This is a genomic window from Pedobacter jeongneungensis, from assembly GCF_000633455.1.
Classification (GTDB): domain Bacteria; phylum Bacteroidota; class Bacteroidia; order Sphingobacteriales; family Sphingobacteriaceae; genus Pedobacter; species Pedobacter jeongneungensis_A.
Map to the genome: position 1 here is coordinate 52,217 of NZ_AYMG01000032.1, position 17,875 is coordinate 70,091.

Genomic DNA, 17,875 nt, shown 5'->3' on the forward strand with positions numbered 1-17,875 from the left:
TCTATTTCTTCAAGGTTAATGCGAGAACTTTGGTCAACTCAATTACATTATTAACTTCTTCTGCTTGCATCTTATAAGCACCATGTTGGTTCATTTGCTTAGCAATTTGATTTAAATTATTACCAATTTTATTTAAATGATAAAGCAATTTATCATGGGTAGTTAAAGTTTTAAAAGCTTTTTTGTCATTTAACAATTTAATTCTCGCATAACTACTGAACCTTTTAATACCGAGATCAGCCATATCAGCAAGAATTTTATTTTGTTCTTCTTTAGTTACGCGCACATAAAATCTGAAATCCTTTGCCTTTTGATCTCTATCGTTGTCATCAATTCTACTTCTCCCTTTTGGTAATGCCATATTTTAAGTTTTAGTTATTTAAAAATGCAACGGCACGGCGCATTTGTCAACATCGTTTTTATATCCCCAGAGGGGCAAGGAGGCAAATAGGAGGTAAAATGCGCAGCATTTTTGTCCGACATTTGCACACCTTGCAGGTAAAACGCCCAGACCAAAATAGTATAAAAAATTGAAATAAAGAATAATTGATCGGGATAGAGGTGATTGAAGGTTGCTTTTCTAGAAATCTAGAGATTTAGAAATATAGGTTTCCATAGCATGTTAAGTACCCTAAAGAGTTTTAGAAATGACAGTAAACTGCTATTAATCGATTTCTAAATCTAACATAATAGAGAAATAGCCATATAGAAATCTTGTGGAATAGAATTCTACAAACATACAGCCCTCAATAAAAAGAATTTTAGAAACGTAGAATATTATAAAAATAGAATATTAGACATAAAGAAATCTAAATCTTTATAAATCTTGGTTTCTAGATTTATAGCAATAAAGAAATAAATATTTATGAAGATAAATATTTATAGTAATAAAGGAATAAATAAATTGAGAGATAAAGATTAAGATAAATAAAGGAATAAATATTTATCTTTAGCAATAAATATAATAAGAGAGAAATAAATAAATTTTATTAACGAGAAAGAAATAAATATTTAAATAAATAAATAAATATTGATATTTATAAATTTTTATTTATTTTTGAATCTCAAACCCAAGCACAAAATAATTATGGTAATTAGTATTGCAAATCAAAAGGGAGGGGCTCAAAAGAGTACCCTGACTTCGCTTTTTGCGACGGCAATTCATTATGGAATGGTCAAGCATAAAGTAGCGGTGATAGATGTAGATCTCCAGGCAAGTTTGTATAGATCCCGAGCTAAAGAATTGGAAGCAGTAATGCGAAGTGAAACGGAAAAGAAAAAGTTGGAAGCACTAACTGAAAAAAGAGGAAGCCCACTTTATCCAATTTTCAAATGCAGCCACCAGGATTTAAGGAACAAGATAGTGGAACTAGAAGGAGAAGGATATACTATTATCTTTTTAGACTTACCTGGAACACTTGAGGCATCTGGTTTAGATACAGTTTACCCATTGATCCATTTTTTATTTATCCCATGTTATACAGATCTTAAATCGCAGGATAGTACAGCTCAATTCATTAAAAAAATTAACCTTATTCTAAAAGGAAATCAAGTAGAAAACAATCTTATTGATTATGCCGTGTTTTTTACCAAGTATACTACAAATAGTAAATTGAAAGATTACGATAAGTTTAATACAATCAGGAATTCGTTTAACGCAGTCGGAATAAACATACTGGAAAATGGGTTTCACGAGTCGAAAGTGTTTTCTGATAACTTTCCATGGACCGTTATGCCAACAATGATCGATACCAGGATGCAGAAAATTAACCCAGAGCCATTGTTTATGGAAATGTTTACGTTCATGAAATCTAAAACAACAAAATAGTTATGACCAAAAAAAAGGAACCATTATCATTCGCTTCATCCTTTGATGATCTTGATTTACCAGTAATTGGGCATACTTCCCCAGCTGTACGAAAAGAAGAAGGTGTTTTCTTATCGGAACAAGTTGTTAAAGTAGATAAAGTTGAGGATAATTATGAAGAAACAAAAGGGGATAAGGCACCACAGCAAAATTTAGACCTTGGACAAATAAGCGAACCGAAAATCCAAAAAGAAAAAGCTTCCGACGAACTGGTGTCAGAAGATGATATCGAAAGAATATTTTTCAAGGAAGTGAAAGGTAGTAAAATATCATTTGGCACCCAATACACTAAGGATCACAAGGCCATGCTGGATAAAATATTGCTGGCATTCGACGGTACATCTTACGGGTTCGTATGTAACCTTATTGAAAATTTTTATAAAAAGAATGAAAAAATCATAAATAAGCGAATCGCTAAAAAGTTTAAAATTTAGAATATGCTAAGCAGTTATAGTTGGAGTGACTTTATAGTCGCTATGGTATTCCTATATCTATTATATTACGGATTTATCTATTATAAGTACTATTTGCCCCAAAAACTAGCTGGTAAGAGTAAAAGTACCAATGATCCGGGCGACCATAAAATCGATGAAAATATAGAAAATAACGACGATTTGCACGCGAATGAATTTATTAGAAAAACTAATAATAAGTTTGATGCTATTGAAAATATTAATAAAATTGCATTAAATAATGAAGTTTCAATTCCTGACGACGAATTACTGGCAATGGATGAGGGATATTTTGAAGTAGAAGAGGAAGAAGAAATATCTGCAGATGAAATAATGAATAGCGAAACTATTCAGGAATTTCTCAAAGAAGAGGAATACTTGGACAATACTCAAATTAAAGAAGATGAAGAGGTTGTCTTTGAAAACTTTACGGACCAGGAAGGACAGGACGAATTTAAATTTAATGATTATATAACCGGTGAAGAAGATAAGCTTCCTGAGTCAATTTTATCAGAGACTACAGAGATTAAAGAAACCGATAGAACAATCGAATTTGATCCTGAATTCGAAGATCTTAAAAATGTTAAAAAAGAACCAGACCAGGTGGTCGGTACTAATACCGGCGAAAGCAAAGATGGTGGTGAACCTGAACCTAAAACGAAAAAGGTTAATAAGGAATCGGATGATGACCTCCAGGATGAAACATTCAATTTCGATAAATATTTATAAACGTAAACAATTCTAAAATGAAAAATCAAAAATTAACAAAAAGAGCATTAGCTTTTATTTTAACTTTTCTTGCAACAACGGCTGTATATGCACAGAGTGGAATAGAGAAGGCAGCTCAGGATTTCACTACCTCAACAAACAATGTAAAAAATTATCTAGAAAAAGGTTTTATGGGCCTTGCTTTCTTGGCAGCAGCAGTTGGATTAGTTACAGCTTTGAATAAAGCTAATGTGGAAGGAGAAAATGCATCGAAACATTATATTAAATGGTTTGTAGCTGCAGGTATATTTGCACTAGCCTGGGCAGCAATGAAAACCATTTTCGCTTAAGGGATATGAGCAAGAGGATATATAAAGCGGCCGATAGCACTCCCGAATTTTTGGGAGTGGATGGCCCATATATAAATTATGTTCTCTATTGCGGATTTGGTTCCTTGACCCTTTTTCTGATCATGGTGGGTGCAGGAGTAGTTATGTATGTAGCTATACCGTTGGGTGCTCTTCTTATAGTAGGAACCTTTTTACTGGTTAAGTACATAAGTAACAAATATGGATCTTCCGGAATAGATAAGGAACTTATAAAAAGCAAATCTGTGGATGTCATATATTCTAACGACCCAAATATCTTTAAAAACTTAACCAAATAAATAACATGGCTGGAGCTGCGAGTTTACTAGATAAGATTCCTATCCTTCGGATAAATGATGATGTTGTCATAACTAAAAGGGGAGATTGGGCGGTAGGTTTTAAGTTGGATCTACGCGAGATCTTTTCTTTGTCCCAGGATGATTTTGAGGCCCTGAATATTTTCTTCAATAATGTGATCGATAGGATGCCTGAATTTTCTGTGATGCATAAACAAGACTGGTTTACCAAAAAGAAATTTAAGCCTAATAATAAGAGGGGAGATAGCATCTTGGGTAAACATTCTGATTTCAAATTCATAGAAAGGGAACATGTGAATCATGAATGCTACATCTTTTTTATAAAAACAACAAAGAACGTTAAAACAAGATCGTATTCTACAAATCTTTTTAATTCGACGATAGTCCCGGCTGATTCTATAAATGAACGTGCCTTCAACAACTTTTATTCCGATATAGCATCAATTGAAGGGATGTTTAAAGCTAACACTGAATACTTCTCTCGAGTAGAACGACTTACAAGTAAAGACTATTACGACTCTGAAACAGACATGGGGTTGCTTAGCCGCTATTTCACATTAAGCCGGACCCGTGAAATGGTAGATATCGATTTCAGAAATGGAATGATGGTCGGCAATAAACACTGTTGTTTTCATAGCATAGATTCATTAAAGCAATTTCCTGAAAACATTGACCTGGTTAAAAATAATAATGAGGGTGGCAAGGCCAATATCAAGGCCTTGTTTTCATTTGCCCATCCAGTTGCACTGGCGCTTAAGTTTAACCACATATACAATCAGTATGTTTTCAAGGATAATTTTAAAGAAACAATAAGGGAGAAAGAGCTACAGAAGAACAAATTATCTAACTTTTCCGCAGTATCATCAACAAATGATATCAACTACAAGAGGATGAAGGAATTTCTCGATGCTAGCCAGCTTGGATCCATTCCAGTAAGGTTTCATGCTAATGTTCTTACGTACTCCGATAGCCCAGCTGAATTGGCTGATGATGCGATTATGGTTGGAAATGGATTTATGGAAATGGGAATAAAGCCCAGGTTAAATAAATTTGACAGTAAAGAACTTTATTGGGCAGGTGTTCCGGGAAATGGTTCAGATATTCCGGCAAATTTAACTTCCACTTTATTTGCGGATCAGGCTGCATGTTTTATAAATATGGAAACTGCCTACAGAGATAGCAATTCAGACTTTGGTATTAGGTTTTGTGAAAGGTTGAACGGATATCCATTGCATGTGGATATCCTTTTTGAACCTTTAAAGGCAGGTGTAATATCAAATAGGAATATGATTATAGTCGGTCCATCCGGATCTGGTAAAAGCTTTCTAACAAACACATACCTCAGTCATTTATTTGATCATGGTCATCACATGGTTCTGGTAGATATGGGTCGATCATACAAAAGGCTTTGTGAACTGAACAATGGAATTTTTATAGACTTCAATGAGTCTAACCCACCTAAATTCAATCCATTCTTTTTAGACGATAAAATAGGGTTAACAGATGACAAAATAGAAAACATAAAAGCGTTGTTATTCACTATCTGGCTTGATGAGGAAGCTTCTAAGCTTCAGGATAATGTTATGAGGGAGCATATCGTAAATTACTATAAAATAGCAAGTAAAAATCCATCTCTTCGACTAGGCTTTAATTCATTCTATGAATTTATAAAGGCTGTCTATCTGAAAAAGAAAAAAGATGAACCAAACAGCACTGAGTTCAACCATTTTGATTACGAACATTTTATAATAACGACCAGGATATACTACAAAGAAGGTAAATATGACCAGCTTTTAAATTCTTCGACAAAGTTAGACTATACAAATAATCAACTTGTAGTTTTTGAAATGGAAAGTATCAAGGACAACCCTACCTTGCTTAGTATATATACCATCATGATCATTGATACTTATCTAAATAAGTTGTTCAGGTTACCAGGCGAAAATATCATGAAAGCCTTATTGATGGAAGAAGCCTGGAAAGCATTAATGAATGATAAAATGTCAAGTTTCCTGCTTTATGCTGTAAAAACAGTCAGAAAATATTATGGTCAGCTGATTACAGTAACACAGGAGTTGGACGATTTGATCGGAAACAAATTTGTGAAGAAAGCCCTGGTTGGAAATAGTGATATTAAAATCCTCTTAGATCAAAGTAAATACAAAAGTGGATTTGTACATGTGAAAGAACTTATAGGTCTAACTGATCATGAAGCCAGCCTAGTGCAGTCCTTAAACAAACAACCTCAGAATGGCAGGAAATACATGGAGTTTTATATCAAGCTCGGGACAATTTCGAAAGTGTATGCAGTAGAGGTTTCGGATATGGAATACGCAGCATTTACAACAAATAAAGATGAAACGGATGTAATCTACCGGCTACAGAATGAAAAAGGAGGGGACCTTATCCAGGCATTAGAGCAATTTACAGAAAATAAAATCAAGAAATAATGAAATTTAAATTAATCCTCATAATAATATCTTGCATCTTCAGCTTAAAAGCCATGGGGCAAGTTGCTACCTATGATGCAACAACATTTGCCGCAGTTAAATCGGGAAATGCATTTCTTGCTTCAACAAAAGCACTAGCAGAAAAATCTTTTTCGTCATTAACAGATTTAAAAAAATCGGGTTTGGATTTATTACAGATAACAAAACAATATCAGGATGCTTTATCTGCAGTCAATTCTTTTGTAAGAAATTCTGACCAGGCGAAGGATATTTTTGCTGCTCAGAAGCAAATCATAGCCATGTATACCAATAATACATATAAATATGACCGGTACTTTAATGATAAGTATAGAGAAATGGTTCACTCAGCGATGAAAAATGGCTTAAATAAAAGTGTGAAGGTCATGTCAAAAACAAATGTGATTCTTTCTGAAAATTTTGTCAAAATGAATGACAACGAAAGATTTCAGCAGCTCGACCAGATCAGTAAGGAAATGATGAAGATATCGTATGGGATGAGATCGTTTATTGATGTATTCTCGAGATATGCAGAGGCTAGGCGACAAAATCCAAATTTCGAAGAAATTAATTTAAACCAATAATTTTAAAATTATGGAACTAACAAATTTATTGAATGATTATTTTTCCCGTTTCGTTACATTGGAGAAATCCATGGCCCTCTGGTTAGTTGCCGGAAAAGCTCTTGGTTTAATAGGTGCTTACGTCTATATATTCAAAAGGTTCGCATCAAAGATGCTAAACGGAGGTGTTTTTAATATGGAAGATTTTGCCTACCCCGTATTTATAGCATTTGTCCTATCGGCTTATACGCCAATAGCCAAAGGTATACCACAACTATTTGGAGCCTCCATCTTTGAGGCTAACGGAACAACTCAACTTATGAAATATACTGAGTTCGTAGGTGGTATTAACGAAAGGCAGAAAGAGTATGAGTCAAACCGGGAAGGTAAGTCTTTCAAAATCACACCTCAAACACAAAGTGCGGCTACTGAATTTGCAAATGATGATCCAAATGCCGTTAATGGTAATTACTCAGGACAAATTGACCAGGGGATAAATGCCACTGATATGTTGTTGGATCCAAAGAAATTTGTTTCTTCAATCATGTATTCGGTGCTTAGCTTCGTATTGGTCCTAATTGCTCAGGTTTGCATGGCTGTTCTTTTCCTTATTTCTAAAATGTACCTCATTTTCCTTTATGTCTTTGGTCCTATTTCAATTGGGATGTCACTAATACCCGGATTCGAAAATTCTATAACGAACTGGTTTCAGAAAATGTTACAATATTCACTTTGGGTACCGATAGCAAATACGATATCCGAATTAACTATTAATTCTTTTAAAACTTTCGGAGAAAACAGTGTTCTTGGCCTGGAACCTAATATTATGATGATGGCGCTAATCATGTCTTCAGTGTTCATGATTGTTAGTTTCCTTTGTGTACCAAAAATTACTTCTAATATTCTATCGATTGGCGGTGGACAAAGTTCAACCAAAGCAATGGCAGCACAAGCAGCTCGAATGCTAATAACTAAGGGGGTATAAAAATGGCAGATAATCATCCATTATCAGATTTGAAAAATATAGACAGGGCTTATAAAATAAATAAGTCCATCACTATCATTGCCTTAGTTGGGGTAATTGTTGTTCCGTTGATATCACTATTTTATGCAAATAAAATTATTGAAGAAAACAGGTCCAAAGTATATACGCTTGTAAATGGAAACGCTCTTCTACTTGCAGAAAGAAAGGATGCAAATGACAACAGGCCTGCAGAAATCAAGCATCACATAAAAATGTTCCTAGATCTTATGTTTACACTTTCACCAGATCGAACCCAGATTGAGCAGAACAGTAAACAGGCGCTGTATTTAGGGGATAATTCGGTGCGACAATTTGTAGATCAATTAAAAGAGCAGAAATATTACGACAAGATGATCAGTGCAAATGCTGTACAGTACATAAAATTGGATACTAATAGCATACAGGTTGATTTTAGTTCGTATCCATATAAAGCGATGGTCACAGCTCAGCAGCAAATAGAAAGGCCTACGACTATCACATTAAAAGAACTAAAATGTACTATGAATTTAAGGAACATTCCAAGATCGGATAATAATCCACATGGTCTTTTGATTGAAAAATTTGAAGTTACATCAAATAATACAATTCAGAGTTATGACAGAGAACATTAATACTCCCGCTTTTAAGGCCAAAAGAAAAATGTATACAATTGCTCCTTTGGCCTTTATTCCAATATTTGCATTCTTATTTGACCTATTAGGTGGTGGAACTACAGTTGCCGCAGTTACAAAAGGGGAAAAGAAAACTTTTGATATGTCTATACCGGACGCAAAGGTGACAGATATAGCAACAAAAGATGAAGCTTATATCCAAGCAGATGAAGAATCGAGGAAAAACTCTATAGTAAACGACTTTGACGTAAATTCACTTGCAGAAAAACCATCAGGAACACAGGCCGCTGGCTCAGCACAGAAAATAAGTTCTCCAGATGCCCAACAGGCCCCGAATGCAAATAAAGATGTTGAACAAATTCTTCAAAAATATTATAAAAATCAGGGGACTAGTACACCACCACCGAGTAATGAAAGGTATACAGGATCCGGGGGATACAGTGGATATTCACCAAAGCGCCAACCGGTGTTACATAAAGAACGAGAAGTAACGGAAAAAACAGGTGAAGCGATCGACATAGTTGAAGAAAAGCAAGACAATCCCTTGTTTTTTGGCGGAACATCGAGGAAAAAGAATATACCTGATAAGTCTTCTTCTGATTTAGCATATACGGCTCCGTTCCGCGCAGTTGTACACGGTGAGCAGGCTGTTTCTCCTTCTGGTAGTATTAAAATGAGAACTACGGAGCCAATTGTATTGAACAATATCACATTGCCGGCCAACTCATTTATTTTTGGTACTGTTGAGATAAGAAGAGAGGATAGAATTAATATTAAAATTAATTCTATCAGGGTTAAGCAAGAGTTAATAAATGTAAATATGTCCGTGTATGATGTAGATGGACAAGAGGGGATACATGTTACTGGAGGGAATTTGAAAGAAAAAACTGATCAGATCATTGACGGAGTAAATGCTCCATCGGAATTAAGTAACCTGCCAGTTATTGGAAACGTAGCTGAAGCAACAAAAAACCTATTTAGAAAAAAAAGGGGTAATAACTCTATAATTATTGGTTCTAGCTATAAATTATTAATCAAATCAAACTAGGATGAAAAAATTAAAGATTACTTTATTCTTTTGGTTAATCCTTTTCACATTGCACGGGCAAGATCGTAACATTAATAAGAAGGTTTTCGTTACAACTAATAAAACAACATTCTTAATTTTCAATAGTGAAATTGACTTCTTCGATTATGGATCGAAAGAAGTAGGAGTTGAAATGACGGAAAAACCGAATATTTTGAAACTAAAAGCAACGGCAAGAAATATCAGGGAAACTAATTTAACTGTATTAACTAAGGATGAACAATTTTATTCAATCCTGGTCAATTATAAAGAAACACCGGATACCTTAAACTATTTTTTTAAGAGTGACAAGCAAGTAACAAACAAAAATGGCTCAAATTTCCAGCCAACAGCAGATCCAGAAAAGAAAGTGAAATCTGAGTTTGAAAATAATTCAGAAGAAATTATTAAGCTTTCTAAAAAACAAACTCCTATAACTGGAGGAAGGCAGGGAGATGTAATAGCTCTTGTCAAAGGTGTATTCATTAAAGATGATAAAATTTATGTTCTAATTGGATTTGTTAATCAATCTTCCATAAATTATGATTTCGATTTTATAAAATTTTATATTAGAACAAAAGCCAGATTAAAAAAAGCCTCTGCCCAGGACACGCAGATAGATCCTATATTTACATCTAATAATGGTGAATTTTTAAAACTTGGAGCCCATGGAAAGGAAGAAAATAATCAGGTCTTCGTTTTCGAGAAATTTACCATTCCAAAACAAAAAGAATTCGTAATTGATATTGGTGAGAAAAATGGCGAAAGGAATTTAAAATTCGATCTTCCAGGAAGCGCAATTTTAAGCGCAAAGAAGTTCTAGCCGAGCAATTATATACACAAAAGGATTAAAAGCTCTTAAAACAGCTTAAACAGTCAAATATTAAAAAATTAAAGAGCTATAACAGGCTCTTTTTTCTTTTCCCTTTTATTTATTAGCTTTTACCAATAACATAAAAACCATGAGCCGCAGGCGAATTCCTAATATTATAAGAATATATAAGAGTTATAATAATGGCTGCAATACTCGAACGCAGGTATACGAAAGAATCATTCAGGGCTATATTTCATGCTGCAATACTCGAACGCGAGTAACATACTCTGCAAAGTTCGAACGCAGAGACACAATACTCGAATGCAGTGCTGCAATACTCGAACGCAATGCTACAAAGATCGAACGCAATGCTGCAATACCCGAACGCAAAGTTGCAAAGTCCGAATGCAATGCTGCAATACTCGAACGCAGGTATCATTTTAATATAAAAATGTGTTTAAGATAGCCTTTAAATAAAAAATGAAAGGGGAAAAGGTCTTTGGATTTAAAAAAAGTATCCATTCTAAGATAAATTATAAGACACAACATAATCGACGCTGCAAAGATCGAATACAAAATATTTATTTTTATCAATTTTTTTATGCGTGACCGCTGCAATACACGAACGTAAAAAAAAAGGCCTCATTGATAGAGGCCTTAGAAAAGATAAATGCAATACTCGAACGCAAATTATGATAATAGATCCGCTTCCTGAACTTTTTGTTTTGCTTGAGAAAGAGTAAGATTAACTGAGAATGAGCGATAATATGCAGCTTGGTAGGCTTCTGCTTTCTCTTTTAAATTTACAGTGGGATTATTAAGCCAACGCTGAAAAGGATCTTTTTCATCTCTGTATTTTGTATCGCTATACAAGCCTTTATACTGATTTTTCAACAGATCCCAAAGGTTTCTTTTGAAAGAATTATGACCAGAGGGTTCTTGTAAGGGTTTTAAGAAGTTTAATTCCACATAATAATCCTCATCATATTTCCTGGCATTATCGCCCTGAGTGAATGTGAAGGTAAATGGGATCATTCCTTTAGTCACCATAGCATCTAAAACGCGTTTTAAAGAAGTTTTTCGGTTACGAGGTTCCTTAACATCAATGCCTGCAAGACTGGCTAAGTAATCAACAGCAAGCTTAGTTTTGGTATTATTGGTGCTTAATACAATATGACTGGTTTTATATAGAAAGAGAAATAATCTTTTCCTTCCATCACCACCACGTCCTTTTCCAACCATGCTATAACCATTTGACTCAATGTTATAGTATCTCGATAGTGCTCCTTGTATGAATTCGTCAGAAACCCGGATTTCATACAACTTTATTGCATTGCTTTTTCGGTCTACATTGAGTTTAATATCTTTAAGGATGGGAAAGTTTGTCAATGAAATTGTTTGCGATCCCTGTTGAGTAGTATACTCCCTAGAAAAGATAATATTTTTTTGTAAAGCCTGGAATAAAGCGTAGTCAAATACAGTTTCAAATTTATGCCCAAAATATTCCGGAGCATCAAGTTTTGGATTAGCTTTCAAGACAGGGTGCTTCTCACAAAGATCCTGTTTATTTCGGCCAGACTCCTTGGCAAACTCATTTAAGGTGAAGCATGTAAATCCAAAAAGGTTCTTATTTAATCGCTTGGTTAGGAATACGATAACATCAGTGATCATTCCGGCGTCATGCCCAAAGGATTTCTCAATGTCTTTCAAATTATCGGCAACACTTCTATCAATACGGCTTAAAGCGTAAACAAAATCTCCAGCTGGTGCTTTACTTATTTCTGCCTTCATAAATATTAATCTTTACTATTTTCAATACTCGACAAATTATCGGCTAAAATCAATTCAAATATCTTGATTGGATCCACCTCAAAAAATTCTGCCATTTTCAAGATGTGGCCAACCCGGAAATTATGGGGCACAAAATGTCCTTCAGCATCCTTTAGTTTATTATAATGGATATTCAGATCCTTAGCCAAAAGGGAAACAGGAACGAATTGATTAACTATAATATCTGAGAACTTGAGTATAACCCCATTATTGATGAGAGCCGAAATTGTGTGATATCGTAATTCTTTTGTAGATGTTCTAGAATTTTTTTTTGTCATTTGTCTACAAATGTAAATAAAAATTGATAAAAATAAATTTTTGTTGTATCTTTATGCCATGAAAGTTAACGCAGGGCTAATGGCTATAATATTAAGTATATTGTTTAATATAAACAATAGCTATTCTCAGTACACCCATTACGAAGGACAAACTCAGGCTACAATTAGTGGCAGCAAAACTGATATAGGTTTCTTAGGTGGAATTGGCGCGCAATATTACACAACTGATTTCATATCTCTGCAATTTAATTTAGGCTATGAGTGGGGTAGACCACATCAGGCGTATTATAAGGCTTATAATCTTGATTTTGGAATGACCTATACTCCTGTGGAATTAGGAAGGTCATTTTACCTGAACCTGAAAGCTTTGGGTAGTGTTGCAACACAAAAGATAACCGACAATGTTTTGATTTCCGCATCAACTTTTAACTATGGCGGTAAGATAGGGGGAGGGCTTGAATACTACCTTGATGATAGAACAGCATTAGAATTCAGCGGACTTCAGGGCTTTTATGCTAAGAAAACCTTGGGTCAGAAACAATATGAAGTCGGCTTAACAATTAAAATAAATATTAATTAACAATAAACAATTAACACAATTAACACTTTTTTTTATGAAAACATCTAAATTATTTAAAGCAGTTTTATTATTATCAGTTTTATCCCTTTCATTATTTACAGCTTGTAAAAAAACCTCCTCAGCAGATGACAAAGTAGAGGAAGAACGTCAAAATCAAAAAAATGAGGCCGCAAGAAAACAGGCAATCATTGATAAACTAAATGGTAAAACCTATAAACTGGAGAGCATACAAAATGTTACAACCGGTGAAATGCTAAATGCATCAGCAATGTTTCCCGCTTGCATTGGGGATGATACTTTTACCACATCTGATGGAAGTATAATTTCTTGGGATTACGGCAAAAGCAAATGTGCAGCAGTTAATAATACGATTCAGAGCAATTTCAATTTTACAGACAAAGACACTGACAGTATCCGTTTTTCAGGAATGGACGAAGAGAATGCGTTTAAAGCACAAGGTATAAGAAAACAAGTTGTCTATATGGTTAAATCAATGGACTTGACTGCAAAAAAATTGGTTCTTTCTTTTAAACTGGCAAATGGTAACGAGATAAACCGTACCTACAGTTTTTAATTAGAGCTGCTTCTTAAGTTAAGGAGACAGTAGTCACCTTTTTCCCTTTCATTTCTCAATAAACACAATAAGTATGAACCCGAATTTTACTTATAGGGGGCTTATATGCCTTATTTTCCTGATAACAATGGGATTATCGTCTCATTCTCAGGTTAATATCTCGCCAAACGGAAATTTCCACATGGAAAGTGAGGATATCTATTTTAGTGATGACGTTCCAACTTTCACTAATAAACTGTTCTATGCTGTGCCTAATGGATCTGGACCGATAGCTAATTTTCCTGCAATGGGAGCACGATATCAAGGAGACGGTGGACAAAGGTATTCTGATCGTACCGCTTGGTATTCCTATTCTGGAAACGGATATATTACAGGTACTTTTTCATTTGTTCCACAGTATGACCAGGAGAATAATCCCATCACAGTAAATCAGTTTGTCACCTATTGTGGAAGGAGACCTAATGCATCAGGTAATTGTAAATACACAAATTATAAATACAACTCATTTCTTATACAAGTCGAGGTTCCATATTTCCTAAATACGGATGCCATTAAGATTATATGCAATACACAAGCTCCTATTCAAATAGCTGATTATTTTAAGTCAACAATAACAGGTGTAACCTTTAAAGTTGATGGTGTTATAACAAGTACAATTGAACCTGGATCATTAGGCCTGGGCGAACATGTGGTTACGGCAGAAAAGTTTTATAACAATGGTAATTATACCGGTGAATTTAGGTTTACAATATTAGAAAAGCCAGTGCCTGTCATTACGCCAAACGGAAGTACCAATATATGCGAAGGATCAAATGTTGTATTATCTGCACCAGTTTCTCCGACAGGCCAGGTTTATACCTATCAATGGAGCACTGGTCAGACTTCAAGAGACATAACTGTTAGTAATGCAGGGAATTATACTGTAACAATATCAAATGGAGCGTGCTCTTCTACTTCCCCTTCAATTTCAGTTTCTACTAAACCTGTTCCTGATAGATATGTAAATGTAACTGGCAATACCAGTATTTGCGATGGGGAAACTTCAATATTAACGGCATCAAATGCAAAATCATATCTGTGGTACAAAGATGGAATAGCAACTTCTATAACTACACAGTCAATAACTATAAGTACAGCAGGTTCTTATAGTTGCGTTCTAACAGGAGATAATGGCTGCTCGGTGAGTACAAATCCGACAGTGATTACTGTTAAGCCAAATCCAAGACCTACCATATCGGTTACAGGCTCATTAACATTTTGTGACGGGGATAAAGTTACACTAACGGCACAATCAACAGGAATTCCGAACAATTACCAATGGAGCAATGGTCAATCAGGGCAGACAATTCAAGTGTCAACCTCAGGAATTTATTCTGTAACAGCTACTAATCCTGGATCCTGTCAGTCTACTAGTATACCTGTTGTAGTAAACGTATTGCCGAATCCAAAACCTACCATTACTGCCGTAGGCCCTACATCGTTTTGCGTAGGGGATGGGGTGAAGTTAATCGCGTCACCAGGTAAATCCTATCAATGGAGTAGCGGTGAAACGACACAGGAGATATTTGTTAAAACTCCTGGAACATTTTCAGTTGAAGTTGAAAACACCAATGGCTGTATCAGGGTATCGGATCCAACGACAATTACCGTTAAACAACGTCCGAATCCCTCTATAGTTACTGAGGGTTCTCTATCATTATGTGCAGGACAAACAGTTAAACTAACTTCATCGATTACTGGTGATGCTTATGTTTGGTTTCCAAATGGAGAAACTACCCAAAGCATTAATGTGTCAAATGCAGGTACATATTATGTACAAGTTTTTAAGGACGGTTGCTCTGGTAATTCAGAATCGAGAACTGTAACCGTCACTAATCCGGTAATCCCCACGATTCAAAATTTAAATGGATTAAATACACCATGCTATGGTGAAATTGTAACATTGCAGGCAAGTTCTGGCCAAAGTTTTCTTTGGAGTACCGGCGAAACTAGTCAAGCGATCCAGATAACCCAAGGAGGAACATACTTCGTTACAACAAAAGATGCGAAAGGTTGCAGCGCAGTTTCCCAAAGCATCCGAATTATATACAAAAACCAATTTACACCAATTGTAACCGCAAGTGGTAATACAACAGTATGTGATGGTGACGGAGTGCTTCTTACTGCTACAAACGGAAAATCTTATTTATGGAGTAATGGTGCAACCACGCAAAGTGTTACAGTTTTTGCTAGTGGTGCTTTTACTTGCAAGGTTACAAATAGCGAGGATTGCACTGTGGAGACACCTCCAGTAACTGTAACTGTAAACCAAAGGCCTAAGCCGAATATAGTGTCATTAAGCTCAACCACATTTTGTCAGGGAAGTTCAGTAACATTATCAGTGGGAAATCCTGTGGGGGGTGCAAACTATACCTGGAGTAATGGCCAAAATGGGCAGTCCATCACAGCTACAACGGGGGGAATATACACAGTTACCGCAATGTACCAGAATGGATGTTCTGCGGTAAGCAATTCACAAGTAGTAAACGTCTTACCGATTTCTAAACCGACAATTACTGCAAGTGGTGATCTAGATTTTTGTGAGGGTGGATCTGTAAGATTGACTATAAACGAAACGGGAGATAAATACCTTTGGAGCACTGGAGAAACAACAAAATCTATTTTAGTTTCTACTACAGGTAGTTATTCAGCAACTATTACAAACAATAATGGTTGCAGCTTAAGTTCAACTCCGATTTCGGTAAACGTTAAAGTAGCACCAAAGCCAGTAATCACATCAAATGGCCCTTTAACACTGTGTCAAGGGAGTTCAGTAATATTATCAGTTGCAAACCCTGTACCAGGTGCAAATTATTCCTGGAGCACCGGGCAATCTGGCCAATCGTTGTCTGTAAATGGTTCAGGTAACTATATTGTCACAGCGGTTTATACCAACGGATGTTCCGGAGTAAGTGAGGCAACCATTGTTAAGGTTTTACCAATTGCCACACCAACAATTACGGCTAGCGGACCGCTCTCTTTCTGTCAGGGAGGATCTGTTACATTATCAGTAAACGAAACTGGCGATTCTTATTTATGGAGTAATGGAGAAACTTCGAAAAGCATCGAAGTAAAATCTGGAGGAACATATACGGCAACAATTACAAATGTAAATGGGTGTTCTTTATCTTCAGCACCAGTAAGCGTCCAGGTCTACCAGGTTCCAAAACCAACTGTAAATGCTAGCGGACCTTTAACTTTTTGTCAAGGAAACAGTGTAACATTAACCGTATCAAATCCACAATCAGGAGCAAATTATACCTGGAGCAATGGTGTAAGCGGTCAAACTACCACAGTTAACAGTTCAGGTTTATATAGTGTAAATGCATCATATACTACTGGATGTAGTGCTGTAAGCAACGCTAGCGCGGTATTAGTTCTACCCATTGTGAAGCCAACTATAACCGCCAGTGGACCACTTAATTTCTGTGAGGACGGGTCCGTTACATTAACCATCAATGAAACTGGTGATTCATATTTATGGAATACTGGCGAGACAACAAAAAATCTTCTTGTGAGAACTTCTGGTGTATATACTGCAAAAATCATTAATAATAATGGTTGTAGCCTTTCGTCTGAAAGTGTTGCTGTATTTGTAAACCCATCACCAAAACCTTTAGTAAGCGCAAACAAACCTTTAACATTCTGCCAGGGAGAAACATTAACATTAAATGTTACAAACCCTTCTCCAGGGGCAACTTATACGTGGAGTAATGGATTAACTGGTCAATCTTTAGATGTTAAATCAGCCGGTTCGTATACTGTTACAGCAGTTTATGCAAATGGCTGCTCCAAGATTAGTGACGCGACATTAATAGAAGTATTGCCGATCGTGAAGCCTACAATCAGTGCGAGTGGATCTTTAACATTTTGTGAAGGACAGTCGATAACGCTAACTATCAATGAAAGTGGTGACAATTATTTGTGGAGCGATGGTGTTGTAGGAAAAATCCGAACCGTCACAACCTCTGGAAATTATGTTGCAACTATTTCGAACAAGAACGGTTGTAGTCTATCTTCTTCCCCTATAGTTATAACAGTTAATGCGAATCCAAAGCCTGTTATTATTACTAGTGGTAACACTACATTTTGTGCTGGTGAGAGCATTCAAATGTCAGTTCCGGCTACTCCAGGATTCACCTACAAATGGAACACTGGCGAAACAACTAATCAAATTACAGTTTCACAAGCCGGAAATTATTTCGTTTCAGTAACAACGGATAAAGGCTGTACAAATACTTCATCAACTATTCCAGTAATAGTATTGCCAAATCCAAAACCATCAGTATCGATCAAAGTCGTTACCAAACAATAGA

Annotated in this window: 17 protein-coding genes; 14 read left to right on the forward strand and 3 right to left on the reverse strand. The window is 35.6% G+C overall.

Going from position 1 to position 17,875, the window contains the following annotated elements:
* Nucleotide 1 precedes the first annotated feature (1 nt).
* Complete coding sequence (locus tag U859_RS0125590; RefSeq protein ID WP_025146099.1) at nt 2-361, reverse strand: MobC family plasmid mobilization relaxosome protein; 360 nt, start codon at nt 359-361, stop codon at nt 2-4.
* Between the two features lie 726 nt (nt 362-1,087).
* On the opposite strand from U859_RS0125590, the gene U859_RS0125595 reads away from it, so the two are divergent.
* The 11 genes from U859_RS0125595 (at nt 1,088) to U859_RS0125645 (ending at nt 10,267) form a co-directional block, all read left to right on the forward strand.
* Nucleotides 1,088-1,828, forward strand: coding sequence for a ParA family protein (locus U859_RS0125595; RefSeq protein ID WP_025146100.1), 741 nt, complete (start codon nt 1,088-1,090; stop codon nt 1,826-1,828).
* 2 nt (nt 1,829-1,830) lie between these two features.
* Nucleotides 1,831-2,301 (forward strand): hypothetical protein, encoded by a 471-nt coding sequence (locus U859_RS0125600; protein WP_025146101.1) that lies wholly within the window; start codon nt 1,831-1,833, stop codon nt 2,299-2,301.
* Nucleotides 2,302-2,394: 93 nt separating this feature from the next.
* Nucleotides 2,395-3,048 (forward strand): hypothetical protein, encoded by a 654-nt coding sequence (locus U859_RS0125605; RefSeq protein ID WP_025146102.1) that lies wholly within the window; start codon nt 2,395-2,397, stop codon nt 3,046-3,048.
* 17 nt (nt 3,049-3,065) lie between these two features.
* Nucleotides 3,066-3,377, forward strand: a complete 312-nt coding sequence (locus tag U859_RS0125610; RefSeq protein WP_025146103.1) for a DUF4134 family protein — start codon at nt 3,066-3,068, stop codon at nt 3,375-3,377.
* A gap of 5 nt (nt 3,378-3,382) precedes the next feature.
* Complete coding sequence (locus U859_RS0125615; RefSeq protein WP_025146104.1) at nt 3,383-3,694, forward strand: DUF4133 domain-containing protein; 312 nt, start codon at nt 3,383-3,385, stop codon at nt 3,692-3,694.
* A 5-nt stretch (nt 3,695-3,699) separates the two neighbouring features.
* Entirely contained in the window at nt 3,700-6,162 is a 2,463-nt protein-coding gene (locus tag U859_RS0125620) for a TraG family conjugative transposon ATPase (protein WP_025146105.1), read from the forward strand.
* A complete protein-coding gene (locus U859_RS0125625) occupies nt 6,162-6,764 on the forward strand; it encodes a hypothetical protein (protein ID WP_025146106.1) in 603 nt (200 codons plus the stop codon). Before U859_RS0125620 ends, U859_RS0125625 begins: the two co-directional genes overlap by 1 nt.
* Nucleotides 6,765-6,774: 10 nt before the next feature.
* Nucleotides 6,775-7,728 (forward strand): hypothetical protein, encoded by a 954-nt coding sequence (locus tag U859_RS0125630; RefSeq protein WP_025146107.1) that lies wholly within the window; start codon nt 6,775-6,777, stop codon nt 7,726-7,728.
* 2 nt (nt 7,729-7,730) lie between these two features.
* Nucleotides 7,731-8,378 carry a conjugative transposon protein TraK gene (gene traK, locus U859_RS0125635; protein WP_025146108.1) on the forward strand — a complete coding sequence of 216 codons (648 nt, stop codon included), beginning with the start codon at nt 7,731-7,733 and terminating at the stop codon, nt 8,376-8,378.
* Nucleotides 8,362-9,426 carry a conjugative transposon protein TraM gene (traM, locus tag U859_RS0125640; protein ID WP_025146109.1) on the forward strand — a complete coding sequence of 355 codons (1,065 nt, stop codon included), beginning with the start codon at nt 8,362-8,364 and terminating at the stop codon, nt 9,424-9,426. The genes traK and traM overlap by 17 nt, the downstream gene beginning before the upstream one ends.
* A 1-nt stretch (nt 9,427) precedes the next feature.
* On the forward strand, nt 9,428-10,267 hold the full coding sequence (locus U859_RS0125645) for a DUF4138 domain-containing protein (protein ID WP_025146110.1): 840 nt from the start codon (nt 9,428-9,430) through the stop codon (nt 10,265-10,267).
* A gap of 681 nt (nt 10,268-10,948) precedes the next feature.
* On the opposite strand, the gene U859_RS0125650 is transcribed toward U859_RS0125645, so the two are convergent.
* Together U859_RS0125650 and U859_RS0125655 are read right to left on the reverse strand one after the other, a co-directional pair.
* Nucleotides 10,949-12,049, reverse strand: a complete 1,101-nt coding sequence (locus tag U859_RS0125650) for a hypothetical protein (protein ID WP_025146111.1) — start codon at nt 12,047-12,049, stop codon at nt 10,949-10,951.
* Nucleotides 12,050-12,054: 5 nt separating this feature from the next.
* Complete coding sequence (locus U859_RS0125655) at nt 12,055-12,366, reverse strand: hypothetical protein (protein WP_025146112.1); 312 nt, start codon at nt 12,364-12,366, stop codon at nt 12,055-12,057.
* 58 nt (nt 12,367-12,424) lie between these two features.
* On the opposite strand from U859_RS0125655, the gene U859_RS0125660 reads away from it, so the two are divergent.
* From U859_RS0125660 to U859_RS0125670, 3 genes are all read left to right on the forward strand, one after another.
* The gene (locus U859_RS0125660; RefSeq protein WP_025146113.1) at nt 12,425-12,946 is read left to right on the forward strand and encodes a hypothetical protein; all 522 of its coding nucleotides are present in this window, start codon (nt 12,425-12,427) and stop codon (nt 12,944-12,946) included.
* A gap of 34 nt (nt 12,947-12,980) precedes the next feature.
* Nucleotides 12,981-13,520, forward strand: coding sequence for a hypothetical protein (locus tag U859_RS0125665; protein ID WP_025146114.1), 540 nt, complete (start codon nt 12,981-12,983; stop codon nt 13,518-13,520).
* 73 nt (nt 13,521-13,593) lie between these two features.
* Nucleotides 13,594-17,874 carry a hypothetical protein gene (locus U859_RS0125670; RefSeq protein ID WP_162800048.1) on the forward strand — a complete coding sequence of 1,427 codons (4,281 nt, stop codon included), beginning with the start codon at nt 13,594-13,596 and terminating at the stop codon, nt 17,872-17,874.
* Nucleotide 17,875 lies beyond the last annotated feature (1 nt).